The organism is Asticcacaulis aquaticus, assembly GCF_028550415.1.
In the GTDB taxonomy this organism is placed as follows: Bacteria; Pseudomonadota; Alphaproteobacteria; order Caulobacterales; family Caulobacteraceae; genus Asticcacaulis; species Asticcacaulis aquaticus.
In genome coordinates this window covers 233962-248871 of record NZ_JAQQKX010000003.1, presented here as the reverse complement: position 1 = coordinate 248871, position 14910 = coordinate 233962, and the positions used below count along the sequence as shown (strand labels likewise).

The 14910-nt window shown below is 61.1% G+C and carries 18 protein-coding genes and 1 tRNA gene; 9 read left to right on the top strand and 10 right to left on the bottom strand.

Features of this window, described 5'->3' with window-relative positions:
* Nucleotides 1–12: 12 nt before the first annotated feature.
* Genes PQU92_RS05945 through PQU92_RS05930 form a run of 4 tightly spaced genes read right to left on the bottom strand, consistent with a single transcriptional unit; the run spans nucleotide 13 to nucleotide 1309 of the window.
* Entirely contained in the window at nucleotides 13–201 is a 189-nt protein-coding gene (locus PQU92_RS05945; RefSeq protein WP_023460808.1) for a helix-turn-helix transcriptional regulator, read from the bottom strand.
* A 14-nt stretch (nucleotides 202–215) separates the two neighbouring features.
* Nucleotides 216–650, bottom strand: a complete 435-nt coding sequence (locus tag PQU92_RS05940) for a hypothetical protein (protein ID WP_272747288.1) — start codon at nucleotides 648–650, stop codon at nucleotides 216–218.
* A gap of 11 nt (nucleotides 651–661) precedes the next feature.
* Nucleotides 662–1066 carry a hypothetical protein gene (locus tag PQU92_RS05935; protein ID WP_272747287.1) on the bottom strand — a complete coding sequence of 135 codons (405 nt, stop codon included), beginning with the start codon at nucleotides 1064–1066 and terminating at the stop codon, nucleotides 662–664.
* 33 nt (nucleotides 1067–1099) lie between these two features.
* Entirely contained in the window at nucleotides 1100–1309 is a 210-nt protein-coding gene (locus PQU92_RS05930) for a hypothetical protein (protein WP_272747286.1), read from the bottom strand.
* A 250-nt stretch (nucleotides 1310–1559) separates the two neighbouring features.
* On the opposite strand from PQU92_RS05930, the gene PQU92_RS05925 reads away from it, so the two are divergent.
* From PQU92_RS05925 to PQU92_RS05915, 3 genes are read left to right on the top strand one after another with little or no spacing between them, the layout of a single operon-like run.
* The gene (locus tag PQU92_RS05925) at nucleotides 1560–2693 is read left to right on the top strand and encodes a GNAT family N-acetyltransferase (protein ID WP_272747285.1); all 1134 of its coding nucleotides are present in this window, start codon (nucleotides 1560–1562) and stop codon (nucleotides 2691–2693) included.
* Nucleotide 2694: 1 nt separating this feature from the next.
* Entirely contained in the window at nucleotides 2695–3624 is a 930-nt protein-coding gene (locus PQU92_RS05920) for a glycosyltransferase family 2 protein (protein ID WP_272747284.1), read from the top strand.
* On the top strand, nucleotides 3624–4574 hold the full coding sequence (locus PQU92_RS05915) for a hypothetical protein (protein ID WP_272747283.1): 951 nt from the start codon (nucleotides 3624–3626) through the stop codon (nucleotides 4572–4574). Before PQU92_RS05920 ends, PQU92_RS05915 begins: the two co-directional genes overlap by 1 nt.
* 179 nt (nucleotides 4575–4753) lie before the next feature.
* On the opposite strand, the gene PQU92_RS05910 is transcribed toward PQU92_RS05915, so the two are convergent.
* Both PQU92_RS05910 and PQU92_RS05905 read right to left on the bottom strand, forming a co-directional pair.
* Nucleotides 4754–4969 (bottom strand): YodC family protein, encoded by a 216-nt coding sequence (locus PQU92_RS05910; protein WP_272747282.1) that lies wholly within the window; start codon nucleotides 4967–4969, stop codon nucleotides 4754–4756.
* A gap of 111 nt (nucleotides 4970–5080) precedes the next feature.
* Nucleotides 5081–6085, bottom strand: a complete 1005-nt coding sequence (locus tag PQU92_RS05905; protein ID WP_272747281.1) for a 2'-deoxycytidine 5'-triphosphate deaminase — start codon at nucleotides 6083–6085, stop codon at nucleotides 5081–5083.
* A gap of 126 nt (nucleotides 6086–6211) precedes the next feature.
* Here PQU92_RS05905 and apaG point away from each other — a divergent pair, with 126 nt between their 5' ends.
* On the top strand, nucleotides 6212–6610 hold the full coding sequence (apaG, locus tag PQU92_RS05900) for a Co2+/Mg2+ efflux facilitator ApaG/CorD (protein ID WP_272747280.1): 399 nt from the start codon (nucleotides 6212–6214) through the stop codon (nucleotides 6608–6610).
* On the opposite strand, the gene PQU92_RS05895 is transcribed toward apaG, so the two are convergent.
* From PQU92_RS05895 to gcrA, 3 genes are all read right to left on the bottom strand, one after another.
* Entirely contained in the window at nucleotides 6607–7044 is a 438-nt protein-coding gene (locus PQU92_RS05895; RefSeq protein ID WP_272747279.1) for a hypothetical protein, read from the bottom strand. The genes apaG and PQU92_RS05895 overlap by 4 nt on opposite strands.
* Complete coding sequence (locus tag PQU92_RS05890) at nucleotides 7041–7583, bottom strand: hypothetical protein (protein ID WP_272747278.1); 543 nt, start codon at nucleotides 7581–7583, stop codon at nucleotides 7041–7043. Before PQU92_RS05890 ends, PQU92_RS05895 begins: the two co-directional genes overlap by 4 nt.
* A gap of 64 nt (nucleotides 7584–7647) precedes the next feature.
* Nucleotides 7648–8169, bottom strand: a complete 522-nt coding sequence (gcrA, locus tag PQU92_RS05885) for a cell cycle sigma 70 cofactor GcrA (RefSeq protein ID WP_272747277.1) — start codon at nucleotides 8167–8169, stop codon at nucleotides 7648–7650.
* A gap of 308 nt (nucleotides 8170–8477) precedes the next feature.
* Here gcrA and PQU92_RS05880 point away from each other — a divergent pair.
* Nucleotides 8478–8551: transfer RNA gene (locus PQU92_RS05880), tRNA-Gly, on the top strand.
* 130 nt (nucleotides 8552–8681) lie between these two features.
* On the opposite strand, the gene PQU92_RS05875 is transcribed toward PQU92_RS05880, so the two are convergent.
* Nucleotides 8682–9893 carry a nitrate/nitrite transporter gene (locus tag PQU92_RS05875; protein ID WP_272747276.1) on the bottom strand — a complete coding sequence of 404 codons (1212 nt, stop codon included), beginning with the start codon at nucleotides 9891–9893 and terminating at the stop codon, nucleotides 8682–8684.
* Nucleotides 9894–10183: 290 nt separating this feature from the next.
* Between PQU92_RS05875 and PQU92_RS05870 the strand changes: the two genes are divergently transcribed.
* From PQU92_RS05870 to PQU92_RS05855, 4 genes are all read left to right on the top strand, one after another.
* Nucleotides 10184–10771, top strand: coding sequence for an ANTAR domain-containing response regulator (locus PQU92_RS05870; RefSeq protein ID WP_272747275.1), 588 nt, complete (start codon nucleotides 10184–10186; stop codon nucleotides 10769–10771).
* The gene (locus PQU92_RS05865; protein ID WP_272747274.1) at nucleotides 10771–11919 is read left to right on the top strand and encodes an ABC transporter substrate-binding protein; all 1149 of its coding nucleotides are present in this window, start codon (nucleotides 10771–10773) and stop codon (nucleotides 11917–11919) included. The genes PQU92_RS05870 and PQU92_RS05865 overlap by 1 nt, the downstream gene beginning before the upstream one ends.
* Nucleotides 11920–12295: 376 nt before the next feature.
* Entirely contained in the window at nucleotides 12296–13501 is a 1206-nt protein-coding gene (locus PQU92_RS05860; protein ID WP_272747273.1) for an alginate export family protein, read from the top strand.
* A 12-nt stretch (nucleotides 13502–13513) separates the two neighbouring features.
* Nucleotides 13514–14764 (top strand): CmpA/NrtA family ABC transporter substrate-binding protein, encoded by a 1251-nt coding sequence (locus PQU92_RS05855; RefSeq protein WP_272747272.1) that lies wholly within the window; start codon nucleotides 13514–13516, stop codon nucleotides 14762–14764.
* The last annotated feature ends 146 nt before the right edge of the window (nucleotides 14765–14910 follow it).

Genomic DNA, 14910 nt, shown 5'->3' with positions numbered 1-14910 from the left:
TTTTTACACCTGTCAAGGTGTGAATATCTCTTCGATCTTCAGGTCGAAGACCGAGGCGATTTTGAAGGCCAGCGGCAGGGAGGGATCGTATTTCTCCGTCTCGATGGCATTGACCGTCTGACGCGACACCTCCAGTCGCGTGGCCAGATCGGCCTGTGAGAGATTGTATTCGGCGCGCAGCACCTTGAGGCGATTTTTCATGAGCCAGCTCTCCCTCATCGATGCCTCAGCCACCACACCGCCCACGCCACAAGATAACCCGCAAACATGGGCAGCAGCGTGATCAGGATGCCGCTGGCCGGACCCGACAGGCCCGTCGAGGCGACATAGGCATCCGGCAGGAGTTCGATGCCGAGGATCGACATACCCAGGATTACCGCCGGGACGATCAGCCCGACCGAACCGCCCCAGTACCAGGCCCATTTGTGCGCCTCGCGCACCGCTTCGTCGGCACGCTTCCACCAGACGATGGCAATAGCGAAACCGATGATCCCGCCGATGATGCAGGCCGTCAGCGGCACCCAACTGAAGCGGCTCAGAGCTTCCGCCTTTTCGATGCCGTTGTAACCGGCAAACACCCCGAGCAAGAAGGCGGCCATGATGAAGGTCACCAGCGCCGTAACCACCATACGTGTCAGATTTTTAGCCATTTCCATTTTTCCTATCTATGCCGCCACCACCAGATGACCCACGCGACGCTGTAACCGATGATGCAGGCAAACAATGCAGTCAGCATGCCCAGTTCGAAATAGTGCCCTTCCATATCCACGAAGCGGGCATAACCGGCAAACACCGCATCGCCCCCCGTCCGGGCCAGAAGAAACAGCGGTATGATGGCCAGAAGTCCGGTCGAGCCGCCCCAGTACCACGCCCATTTATGGGCCTCGCGCTGGGCCTCGTCGATCGAGTGCCACCACAGAATGCTGATCCCAAGCCCGCCAATTAACAGAAAGGCGGAAATGATCTGGATCGCCTGCGGCCCCGCACCGAACAGGTCGCCGCCGCTGGCTTTGTTGTAGCCGATCAGGCCGCCGAAAATCAGCGCGGCACTGAAGAAAAAAGTCATGCCCGGCTTTGCATATTTTTTGAGATTCATCTCCTACTTCCCCTCCGAAGTCTTCTGACGATAAAGGAACCGCCGCGCGGTCCCCAGAATAACGACGCCGATACCCCCGGCGATCAGGGCCAGCCACGGCCTGAACCCGGCGAACGCCGGATGTGCCGCAACAAACATCAGGCTGGTGCTGAGACTGGCAAAAGAGAGCCAAAGCACGAAAACCACTTCGTGGCGCATCTCCTTTTCCCTCATATCAACCTCCCTTAACATTAAGACAAGCAACCTTTACATTCGGACATATGGCCATGTCAAGCATCCTTGTCAAAAAGACGCGAAAATTTTACACATCATTAAAAAGGATGCGGGCACGGCGTACCGCAACATGACTCGTTAACCCTGTCGCCCCACCGAAAATTTACCCTTTCGCCGTAATGTGTCCCTTACGAAATAACGGCGGGTCCCGATTCTGCCACCCATTCCGCCTCCCGATTCCGGAACCAAGATGACCACCTGCGACCTGATTGCCCCCGCCGATCTGACCGCGGCCGACCTGAGCGTCTGGCGTGAGATGACCGCGCAAACCTTTGCGTTCGGCTCACCGATCCTGTCGCCGGAATTTACGCTTGCCGTAGCCAAGGTCCGAGACGATGTGAAGGTCGCCGTCTATCGCCGCAACGGCAAGACCATCGCCTTCCTGCCGCACCACCGCCGCCCGAACCGTTTCGCGCGACCCGTCGGGGCACCGTTCGCGGATTACACGACCCTGATCAGCTTTCCCGACACGGCGTTTCCGGCGAAAGAAGCGCTGGCTATGGCGGGCATTCGCGCCTTTCAGGTCGCGGGCCTGATCGACCCTTACGGGGCCTTCGACGGCTTCGACGGCGCACCCGAAGACGCCTACGGCATCGACCTGACGCTGGACGAAGTCTCGATCATCAACAATGTCGAAAAGAAACACCTGAAGAATATCAACCGCCTGCGCCGCAAGCTGGAGGCCGATCACGGCCCGGTGCGCTTCGTCGTTGGCGACCGCGACTCTGCCAATTTCGAAGCCATGCTAGCCGTCAAACGCGCCCAGACGGCGCAGACCGGCATCCACGACTTTCTGGCCGCCGACTGGGTTCAGACGCTGGTGCGCAACCTGTTCGACGCTCCCACAGGACAAGGCCTCGAAGGTATGCTGGTCACTCTGATGGCGGGCGACACGCCGATCCTGTGGCACTTCGGCCCGCGCCTGAATGCGCGCGCCCATCCGTGGGTCTCGGCGTTCGACGCGGCCTACAGCCCCTATTCGCCGGGTCAGATCTTCCTGCACGAATGCCATAAACCCTTGCGAGAAGCGGGTGTGCGTTATTACGACCTGTCGACCGGTCAGCAGCATTACAAGAACGCCTTTTGCAACACCCATACCGTCGTGCAACACGGGCGGCTCTACGCCGATTCCGGCGATGGCCGCGCCAGTGCCGCCGTGGCGAACCTCGCCGCCAGGGGCACCAAAGCGCTGGGCGTCGCCTCGCTGACCGACCGCCTGACCCGCCGCCTCGACCATATGGCCAGCCTTGAGCTCGACCTGAAAAGCCGCCTCGACGGCACGCTCTACGCCTTTAAGAGCGCCGGAAAGCGCCTGCGGGGATAGGATGACCATTAGCCTGATCATCCCGACCTTCCGTCGGCCGCAAGGCCTGAAAACGGCGCTGGCGTCTGTGTTTTCGCAAACCGGCGTCACCGTACCGGTGCAGGTCATCGTCTGTGACAATTCCCCCGAAGGCTCGGCGCGCGATCAGGTCGCCGCCCTGACGCCACCGGACGGCCAGACGCTGGTCTATCTGCACGAACCCAGCCCCGGTGTCGCCAATGCTCGTAACACAGCGTTAAACGCGGCAACCGGTGAGTTCATCCTGTTCCTCGACGACGACGAAGAGGCCCCCGCCGACTGGGCATCTAAGATGATCGCCGCGCAAAAGGCTTACGACGCCGACGTGGTGTTCGGCCCCGTTACCGCGCGGCTGCTCAGCCCATCGGCACAGTTCCGTCCGTATTTCGAAGCCTTTTTCTCGCGCTTCGGTCCGTCCGAAAGCGGCCCGATCCCCGACTATTACGGCTGTGGCAATTCGCTGCTGCGCCGTGCGGCCCTGCCCGAGGGCGAGGTCTTCGACACCAACCGCAACAATTGCGGCGGGGAGGACGACAAGCTGTTCTACGGCATGAGGGCGGCGGGCAAGAAAATGGTCTGGGCCGCCGACGCTTTTGTCTGGGAAGACGTCCCCGAAAGCCGTTCGACGCTGAACTACACCCTGCCGCGCGCCTTCGCCTACGGGCAGGGGCCCTCGACCTCGGCCATGGCGGGCGAGATCAAGAAGCCGTTTACCTGCGCCTACTGGATGCTCAACGGTCTGGTTCAGGCCACCGTCTTCGGTGGCGCCGGCGTGGCGCTCTATGCCACCGGCTCGAAAGCCGCCGCGCGCATCCTCGACAAGGCCGCCCGCGGCGCGGGCAAACTCATCTGGTTCCACAAGCTCGGCTTTTACGGGACCGCCCTCCTCAAGCCCAATCCGGCAGGTAGATAATGATCGATATTCTTCACTGGACCGACGCGCAGAAGGCCGCGTTTTCCAAGGAAAACCTGCACTTCACCCACGATCTGGATAAGAGCCCGCTATTCACCGACGAGGCCCTGATCGCCCTGATCGACCGCTATCCGCGCGACAAGCTGGAAGTGTTCACCATGGGCTACGACCCGACCAACTGGGGGCAGTGGTATCTGGGGCGGCGCGGCAACCACGACGGGCGCGCGCTGATGGAAGGCGTCCGCGCCGGTCGTTTGTGGCTCAACCTGCGCAAGGTCAACCATTCCGACGCCGAAATCGGCGCGTTGTGCGAGGCCATGTTCGCGGAAATCAAGGCAAAGTCGGGGGTATCCACGCTCAAACAGGACCTCGGCCTGCTGATCTCATCGCCGCGCGCCCACGTCTTCTATCATCTCGACATTCCGCTAGTGACGCTTTGGCAAATCCGCGGCGTCAAACACGTTTATGTCTACCCGCCTGAGGCGCCGTTCGTTTCGGATCATGACCTCGAAGGTGTGGCCTTGCGTGAGTCGGACGAGCAACTGCGCTTTTCGCCGGAATGGGACGCGCAGGCGACGAAGGTCGAATTCCATCCCGGTCAGATGCTGACCTGGGTCCAGAACGCCCCGCACCGCATCGTCAATCAGGACTCGGTCAATGTCTCTTTATCGATCGAGTTCATGACGCCGAAGGCCATCTGGCGTGCCAATGTCATCTACGCGAACGGCTGTCTGCGCCGCTGGTTCGGCCTGAACCCGTCGATGTCGAAATCGCCGAAATTTCTTGAACCGTTCAAGGTGATCTTTGCGCGGATCGTCAAGATGCGCGGCGGCTTCAACGGCAACAAGTCGCCGCTCAAGCCGCGCTTTACACTGGACGCGTCAAAGGCCGAGGTGCTTCACTTCGATGACGGCGTCGAGGTCCCGACGGCTGAGAAGCAAGCGGCCTAATTCTTATACCTCCCCAACTTGTTGGGGAGGGGGACCGCGCCTGAAAGGCGTGGTGGTGGGGGATCTTGCTTGAGTTTCAACGGGCTCGGTTAAAGAAAGCAAGAACCCCCACCACCACATCTCACCCGCTACGCGGGCTCGTGTGGTCCCCCTCCCCGGCATAGCCAGGGAGGTATGATTTAGAGTGACGGCGTCGCCACCGGCACAGGCGCCTCAGCCGCTGTCTGCGCAGGGACCGCACCTTGCAGCAGGTCGCCCTTGAACTTGTCGGAGTGGCGGTCGCCGTGCTCGTCGAACCAGTCGCAATAGACGTAATCGTCCAGATCGACATTGTTCACCGTCATCGACGGGCCGCCGGATTTCAGTTGCACCGTATCGCCGATCATAAAGCCCATAGTCGCCTCCTCTGGTCTGCGTGTGGCAGTCCATCAGGCGTCATTTCCGCGCAAAAAAGCGATGGGGATAAAGGGCACGAAAGTAAGAGCGACAGCCTTTAGACGGCGCTCTTACCAAGGACGGAAGTGCTTCGACAGTTTGAGGCCTTGTTTTAGATAGTGCGACCCGCTCTGCCCGTACAACCGCTCAGGTTTTTCCGTCAGCGGCTCATAGACCAGACGCGCGACGATCTGTCCGTCTTCGAGCAGGAACGGCGTCTCATGGCAGCGCACCTCCAGCACGCCTTTCGAGCCAGTGCCCCCCGCCTCTTCCGTCCCGAAGCCCGGATCGAAGAACCCGGCATAGTGGACACGGAACTCGCCGACGCTGGGGTCGATCGGCAGCATTTCGGCTGCTTCATCGACGGGGATGATCACATCTGTCTTCGAGGCCAGAATATAGAACTCGCCCGGATCGAGGAGAAGCTGGCCCTTGTTCTGGTACAGCGGTTCCCAGAAATTGCGCGGATCGTGCCCGTCGACATTGTCGAGGTCGATCACCCCCGCATGACGCCGCGCGCGATAGCCGACCAGATCGCCGGTCAGATCGACGCCGCAATCCGCCGTATTGAGCTTGGGCACGTCGCCGGTTTTCAGGCGCAACTGGTTCAGCCGCGTCCCCGTCCGCGCCAGCACCGAAAAGGTCTGCGGTGCGATCTCGACATAGATCGGCCCCTTGTAGCCTTCGCGCACATCGTCGAACAGGTCGCCATGATCCGACAGCAGACGCACGAAGACATCGACGCGGCCGGTCGAGCTTTTCGGATTGGCGCGGGCCGAAATCCCTGCGGGCAGGCTGAGGAACTCCTGCAACTCCGCGATATAGACGCAGCCGGACTCGAACACCGCCCCGCGCGTCAGGTCCATCTCGTGCATCACCACATCGGGCAGGCGATCGACGACCTTCTTGCCGCGCGGCAGGTACGACGCCCGTACCCGCCAGGCCCGCGCCCCCAGACGCAGATCGATCGACGCGGGCTGTATCTGATCGTCGTCGAGCTTGGAGGCGCTCATGATGGCGCCCTGATCGACCAGATCGCGGATGGACTGAAGGGGCAGGATACCGTGGGTCGTCATCGGAACGGACGAGGCCTTATGCAATTCTTGGGGAGAGTATCTAAGACACGATTCCTCGCGGGGCAAAGAAAAAGTCAAACGCTTGTGGGCCTTTATCAATGCTTCGAAGCGGTTTAGGGTGCGATGATGCTTTATTCGGCCACCACCCACGACATCACGGTCAGCGTTCGCGTCCAGTTCGTCCCCCGCAGCGACGACGCCATCGCCCAGAACAAGTGGCTGTGGACCTATCACATCACCCTCAAAAACGAGAGCGATACGGCGGTGCGGCTGAAGACCCGGCACTGGACGATCACCGATGCGCTGGGCCGCATCCAGACTGTCGAAGGCGTCGGCGTGGTGGGTGAAACGCCGCTCATCACACCGGGTGAAAGCTATGCCTATTCGTCGGGCTGCCCGCTCGACACGTCGTCCGGCGCCATGGGTGGTCACTATATGTGCGTCACCGAAGACGGCCACTGGCTCAAGGTGGCGGTTCCGGACTTCTCGCTCGACATGCCGGAAACGCGGCGGGTGTTGAATTAAGTGCGCTTCGCAAACCGGGCGACAGCCATAAGCCAGAAAGCGGCGGCGCATAACAAACTAAAAGCTACTGACACAAGCAAGATGGGGATAGCTGAATCCCTAAAACTGAGCACTAACAAATCCGCATTATCGAGAAGCGGCCAAATGACTATGCAGCCCCATATAGCGACGCCGGCCACCAATCCCGCGATCAAATAGCCCCAAATCTGAGGTCGCTGTAACTTCAAGAGCAAAAGGTGCGTCGGCAGTCCCACAAGAAGCAAAGCGGGATAACCGATCATTCCACTTATCATTAGCGCGAAGCTAAAATCGCCCCATGTCCTAAGAAGCAACGCGCCAAGTATCAGCCCCGGCAGGAAGGGTGTAACCATCACGGCAAGAACCGTCCGCAAAATGCCTGAACCGACGTTTCTAGGGTTATCCTTGTGGCTCAAAGCCTCTTCTCCGTCGTCCCCGGCGCGATGCTGAGTCCGAAGCCACCGTCGTCGAAATGCGGACGAATGGCGCGAAGCGCCGCATAGATGCGTTCGCGCGTCTTGGAATTGCCATAACGGGCGCGGCTCATCGGCACGACGACATTGTAATAGATGTTCAAACCCTGAAAATTACACAGCATCCGCGCCAGCTTGCGGTCGATCAGCCGGTTCTGGCGCATCTCGGCGATATCGTTGAAATAGCGGCTGACGATACGGCGCGAACGCTCGATCTCGAAGCCCTTCTGCGTGTGCGAGAGGAACTCCGACAGGTACAGCTCGACGAAATTATCGGGGTTTTGCGTATAGTGCTGCATCAGGCGGTACAGCGCGTCGTGCATGTCGGAGCTGTTGTAGCGGCGGGTGAATTCGACGTAGAACTCGGCCTTTTCGGTCTTGGCCTGATTGTGCTGGCTGAGCAGCCAAAAGATGACGCCGGTCAGGGCGGTCATGACGGTCGCGACCGCCGACACCAAGGTCCACAGCAACATATCGTCCATAGAAAAACCCCTCCCCACCTATGACATCATAGGCAGAAAGGGGCTTTTACACAATGGTTTCAGATTACAGGTAGCGGCGCAGCGAACGCGACAGGTCCGTACCGGTGTCTTTTTTCTTCTTCTGCTGCGGCTGATAGGCGACGCGCGAATGCTCGACGCAATAGGGAATGCCGTCAGAGGCGCGGCGACCGCAGAAGGTGAATTCGTCCGACGACGGATCGCCGATCGGCCACTTGCACATCTTGGCGCCCAGCGTCAGGACAGTCGCCGTGCCGGGACCTTCGACGCTGGAAATCGCCGGGACCTGCGCGACCGGACGGGCAACCACGGGCTCGACGGCAACACGACGAGCGACCGGTTGCGGCGCAGGCGTCGCTTGCGTGGCGGGACGCGGCGGTTTGGCGGGCTTGTACAGGGGGCGGGCAGGCTGCGACGGGGCCGCACGGCCCGACAGGCCGAGACGGTGCACCTTGCCGATCACGGCATTACGGGTGACGCCGCCCAGGGTCTTGGCGATCTGGCTGGCGGAATGACCTTCCTGCCAGAGCTTTTTCAGGGTTTCAACGCGTTCGTCAGTCCAGCTCATAACTTAAAGCCTCCGTCCCCTCAGGCGCCCTGCCGGCCGCCAAACCATAACCACTAGATATTGATTCGCTCGGCCGGTTTAAATCGTTCCGGCACCTACTAATCGTAAACAAAAAGTTAAAATCCGCAATATCTAGTGTTTCGCCTGACAGGATATGTCCACAACAAACTATATCTGGTAGTTTCTGTGGATAAGGCGTGCAACGGACTCGCCCATCCACAGATTTCGCGCAAGTTTGCGAATTGGGACATTTTTCGCTTGAAACGGCGTCGGGTTGCGATAATGACATCGGCCAGTGCGTTAAGCGCGCGGGTGTAGCTCAATGGTAGAGCAGCAGCTTCCCAAGCTGAATACGAGGGTTCGATTCCCTTCACCCGCTCCAACACACCAATCCCAGACAATTTATCGTTCCCCCACGGCCTTCTCACAGCCCCCTGAGCGTGGCTGCGGACGGCAAAAAGCCCTGCCGCGGAACGACAGGGCTTTCTCTGGCCGAAGATGTCTCGGTCAGGTTAAATACGAACGTCCTTGAGCGCGCCGCCCCAGGTCGTGCGCCAGCGCCGCTTGATCAGGGTCAGCCCGCCGAAGGCGATCAGCGCCAGACAGGCGAACCCGATCAGACCGGGCTGATAGGTGCCGAGCGCCTGCTTCGACAGGCCGAGGCTGGTGGCCAGATAGAAACCACCGATGCCGCCGAACATGCCGACCAGACCCGTCATCACGCCGATTTCGCTACGGAAACGCTGCGGAACCAGCTGGAACACAGCGCCATTGGCCATGCCCAGCGCGCCCATGCCGATGATGAAGAACAGCAGCGACGTAATGGCCGTCGGCAGCTTGAAGCTGATGATGACCAGAGCGAACGCCGCCACGACATACATGATCGACAGGGTACGTATGCCGCCGATCTTGTCGGCCATGCCGCCGCCGACCGGACGCAGCATCGACCCCGCGAACACGCAGGCCGCCGTAAAGAAGCCCGCCGTTACCGGCTCAAGGCCGTATTCGGTGTTGAAATAGATGTTCAGCGACGACGACAAACCGACGAAACCGCCGAACGATACGCCGTAGAACAGCAGGAACCACCAGGCGTCGCTCTGCTTCAGGATCGCCAGATACTGGTCGAAGCGCTTCGGCGCGGGCGGATTCGGCGCGTCCTTGGCAAACAGCAGATAGAAGGCAAAGGCGGCAATCAGCGGCACGGCGGCGATACCGAAGACGGTGGACCAGCCGAACGCCTTGGCGAGCGAGGGCGCGAACAGCGACGCAAACACCGTGCCGGAATTGCCGGCCCCAGCGATGCCGAGTGCCACGCCCTGATATTGCGGCGGATACCAGCGCGAGGCCAGCGGCAGGGCGACCGCGAACGAGGCCCCGGCAACCCCGAGAACTCCGCCCAGCGCCAGAATACCGGCGAAAGAGTCGATTTTCACGAGAAAGGCCAGAATCAGGCCTGAAATGACGATGGCCTGACCGATGGCGCCGGTTGTCTTGGGGCCGATGCGATCGACCAGCACCCCGGCGACCATACGCAGCACCGCGCCGGTCAGGATGGGAACGGCGACCATAAGGCCTTTTTGCGCGGGCGACAGGCCGAGATCGGCGGCAATCTGCACGCCCAGAGCGCCCAAAAGCACCCAGACCATGAAGCTCATGTCGAAATAGAGGAAGGCGGACAGCAGGGTCGGCGGATGGCCAGCCTTGAGGAAGTCTTTGGAAATCATAGGAATACCTGCGATTTTGGGCCAGGCGCATCCGCATGGAAACGGGCGTCGGCATATTGGGGAGACGTTTTAGGGTGAGAGACGACTGTCCGGTTCGTTCCGGAGGCTGACCTTCGTTGGTCAGTTCCCCAATCGCTGGGCCGCATATAAGGCGGCACCCCCGGGGTTTGTCAAGCCGCCCCGTCAATTTCGCTTGCCGCAGATTGCCCCTTGCGCGGCGCACAAATTTAGGAGTAGCCGTAGCGGGAGATTCGCTCACACTGTTTTTTTTTGCGCGTCAGATGTCCTAAATGAATGTCCTGATCATCGATCCCGACGATGCCCGCGCCGCCCTCGTGGCGGAGGGCATTCGCATGGACGAAGCCCTGCAGGGGGCGCGCATCCATCACTGGCCACGCTTCGAACTGGCCCAGTGGCTCGACATCAATCCGGACATGGTGATCATCGCCTGCGAAAGCCCGGACCGCGATACGCTCGATGCGTTACAGGTCGCCAACGAACAGGCCCCGCGCCCGGTGGCCATGTTCGTCGACCGCTCCGATTCTAACACCACCGCTCAGGCGCTGGAGGCCGGTGTGGCGGCCTATATCGTCGACGGTTACGCTCCCAACCGCATCGCCTCGATCCTGACGGTGGCGGCGCAGCGCTTCAACCTGATGCAGACCCTGCGCAACGACCTGTCCAAGGCCAAGGCCGATCTGGCGGCGCGCAAGACCATCGACCGCGCCAAGGGCATATTGATGACCTCACGGGGGATCAATGAAGATGAAGCCTACAAGCTGATGCGCAAACACGCTATGGACTCTGGCCGGCCCATCGCCGCCGTCGCGGCCGACATATTGTCGATCGCCGACCTATTGAAAACGGGAGGCGTATGATGCTCTCACTACGCATCGGATTCAGTCCGCTGAACGACGCCGCGCTTATCGTCGTGGCGCAGAGCCTCGGCTATTACGAAGGCGAAGGCCTCGACGTCAGCCTGAGCCGCGAGGCCAACTGGTCGAATATCCGCGACAAGCTCTCCTATGGCCTGCTCGACGCCGCCCATATTCTGGCGACGGTGCCGCTGGCGCGCGGTCTGGGGCTGGGCCCGGCGCTGGGGCGGATCGTCGCGCCGATGGCGCTGGGGGTCAACGGCAACAGCGTCGTGGTGTCGTCGCGCCTGATGGAGGTCTTCGAAGGTCAGGGTGCCGATACCCTGCTCGCCTCGGCGCGCGCCCTGCGCGACGTGATCCAGCTGCGACGCGGGGCCGGGGCTGCCAAGGTGACTCTGGCAATCCCCTTTACCTATTCGCCGCATCATTTCGTCCTGCGCCACTGGCTGGCCGCGGGCGGCATCGACCCCGACCGTCAGGTGCAGTGGGTGGTGCTGCCGCCGTCGCGCATGGCCGACCACCTTAAGGACGGCGTCATCGACGGTTTCTGCTCGGGCTCGCCGTGGCCGCAGATGGCCGAGGTCAACGGCGATGGTCGCGTGCTGTTTTCAGATCCTGACTTCTGGACGCTCAAGCCGGAAAAGCTTCTGGCGGTGCGCGGCACCTGGGCCGATGAGAACCCTGACGGCGTCATCGCCCTGACCCGCGCCCTGCTGCGCGCCGCGGGATGGGCGTCCGATCCGGCAAACCGGACGGAACTGGCCCGGATTCTGGCGCAGGGCGCCTATGTCGGCGCGCCCGAGGCGGCGATCGAACTGGCGCTGGATCGCGCCGGGCTGATCCTCGACCCGCAAACCGCCACCTTCCCTTGGGTCAGCCACGCCAAATGGTTCATGGGGCAATTCGTCCGCTGGGGGCTGGCGACGCCCGATCACGATTTCGACGCGATCGCCCGCAGCGTCTATCGCCCGGATCTGTGGCGCGAAGCCGCCGCCGGGCTGGGGCTCAATCAACCCCTGTCCGACGAAAAGGACGAAGGCGGACAGGCCGAAGTCTGGGCCCTTAGCGCCAAACCGGCGGATATACTCATGCCGCCAAACGCGCTGTTCGACGGGGGCGTCTTCCATTGCGCACCGGTCGCTCACGATTGAACCCAATTGGTTTCAATTGAGACCGGTTGATATCGCCGCGCAAAACCACGCAAATCGGCTGATTTTCACGGTTCGCGCCCTTTTTCGTGACATTTTTGCTGCAACGCAAAGGGCTGACGGAATAAAAAATAAAAACCGTCACAAACTGCTTGACGAAATGGCGGTTCGGGTAAACGCTGTTATCGTAGTCAAGGGCGACTAATCATTCCCTCGCCGCCGATGATGGCCACGGGGAATATTTATCAGACAACGACGTCTCAAGTTAATCGTGTGCGCCACGCGCCCACGTCGCAACTTGAGGCGTTTTTTTTGTTTCAAATTCAGGGGATATACCGTGGCACCACTCTCGCTGCGCCGGATAACTGCGTCCGCACTCATGGCAGGTAGCGCTATACTTGCCGTCTCAAGTACTCAGGCCCATGCCGAGGACACTTTTTCTGAAGCGCTCGCCGCCGGAAAGCCTATTCTGGAATCCCGTCTGCGCTACGAAGGCGTCGATCAGTCCGGCCTGAAAGACGGTCACGCCCTGACGCTGCGCAGCCGCATCGGCTTCCAGTCGTCGGACTTCAAGAATATGAAATTCCTCGTCGAATTCGAGGATACCCGCGCCCTTGACGACGACTACAACTCGACCACCAACGGCAAGACGCAGTATCCGGCGGTCAACGACCCGACCGTGACCGAACTGAACCGCCTTCAGGTCGTGTGGACGCCGTCGAGCTTCACCACCGTCACGGCGGGCCGTCAGCGCATCATCCTCGACGACGCGCGTTTCGTCGGCAATGTCGGCTGGCGTCAGGACGAGCAGACCTTCGACGCTTTGAAGATCGACACCACGGTCGGCAAGTTCGCCGTCTCCTACGCCTATCTGTTTCAGGTCAACCGCGTTCTGGGCGAAACCGCCGACTGGGATTCCGACAGCCACCTGCTCAACGTGACCCTGCCGATCAGCGAGGCCCTGAAGCTTCAGGCCTTCGATTACGCGCTGGATTTCGAAAATTCCCCGGCCAATTCGACCAATACGCTGGGCCTGCGCGCCACGGGCCAGACCTGGCTGTCGTCGGTAAAGCTGGCCTATACCGGCTACTACGCCAAGCAGACCGACTACGGTTACAACACCGCCGATTTCGATCTGGCGGCTTGGAATGCCGATGCCGCCCTGACCTGGGACATGTTCACGGTCAAGGTCGGCTACGAAGTGTTCGAGGGCAATGGCACGCGCAGCTTCATCACGCCGCTGGCGACCACCCACGCCTTCAACGGCTGGTCCGACGCCATGGCCTTTTCCGGCAACAAGACGACCGCTAACGGCTTCAAGAACCTCAGCTACGGCCTGACGGTGGCGGGTTACACCCATCCGTCCTTCCCGCTGATCAAGAACCCGACCCTGACGCTCGTCTATCACGATCTGAAGACCGAACGCCTCAGCCAGTCGATCGGCACCGAATTCGATGCGCAGTTCGCCGCTGGCCTGACCAAGAACGTCTCACTGCTGCTGAAATATGCCGATTTCGAGCGTTCCAACACCACCATGCCCGCCTCCCGCACCAAGGTGTGGGTCGGCTTCGAATATAAGCTGTAAGGATCACGCCTCATGACCGATCTCAATCGCCGCCAGGCTATTGCCGCCACCGCTGCGACGCTGGCCGCCGCCAAGCTGGCCCTGCCGTCGGGCGCCCATGCCGCCGGTAAAGGCCCGGAAGTCTCCGGTGCCAAGCTGGGCTTCATCGCCCTCACCGACTCTTCGCCGCTGATCATCGCCAAGGAAAAGGGCCTGTTCGCCAAGTACGGCCTGCCCAATGTCGAGGTCCTGAAACAGGCCTCGTGGGGCGCGACGCGCGACAATATCGTGCTGGGCTCTCAGGGCGGCGGCATCGACGGGGCGCACATCCTCAGCCCCATGCCGTACCAGTTCACCCTCGGCGTCGGCGCCAAGAAAACGCCGATGTACATTCTGGCCCGTCTCAACACCAACGGTCAGGCGATCAGCGTCGGCAACGACCTGAAAAACGTGCAGGTCGGCCTCAATGCCGCCGGGGCCAAGGCCAAGTTCGCCCAGCTCAAGGCCGCGGGCAATATGGCCAAGGTCGCCATGACCTATCGCGGTGGCACGCACGACCTGTGGGTCCGTTACTGGCTGGCCGCCGCCGGGATCAACCCGGACACCGACGTCTCGACCATCGTCATCCCGCCGCCGCAGATGGTCGCCAACATGAAGGCCGGCACGCAGGACGCCTTCTGCGTCGGCGAGCCGTGGAACGGTCAGCTGGTCAACCAGAAGATCGGCTACACCGCCACCACCACGTCGGAAATCTGGATGAACCATCCGGAAAAGGCGCTGGGCATGCGCGCGGACTGGGTCGACAAGTACCCGAACGCCGCCAAGGCCCTGATCGCTGCCGTCATGGAAGCCGCTCAGTGGTGCGACAAGAACCGCCCCGCCATGTGCGCTATCACCGCCGGCCGTCAGTACATCAACGTGCCGATCAACGACATCCTGCCGCGCCTTCAGGGCAAGATCAATTACGGCGACGGTCGCAATGTTGGCTCGACGCCGCACGTGATGAAGTTCTGGGCCGACAACGCCAACTTCCCGTTCAAGTCGCACGACACCTGGTTCGTCACCGAGAACAAGCGCTGGGGCATCATCGATAACGATGTCGACACTAAGGCGCTGGTCAACAAGGTCAACCGCTCCGACCTGTGGCGCGAAGTGGCCAAGCAGTACGGCATCGCGACGCCCGGCGATTCGCGCGGCGTGGAAAAGTTCTTCGACGGCAAGACCTTCGACTGGACCAATCCCGGTGCGTATCTCAACAGCCAGCCGATCAAGAAACTGGCGTAACCTTAGTCCCCTCTCCCCGTTTACGGGGAGAGGGTTAGGGTGAGGGGCGAACTTCTTTGCGGAATTTGCCCCTCACCCGACCTCGTAAATTCGGCCACCTTCTCCCCGCTTGCAGGGGGAACGGAAGAACCCAAGGCTTCTCCCCA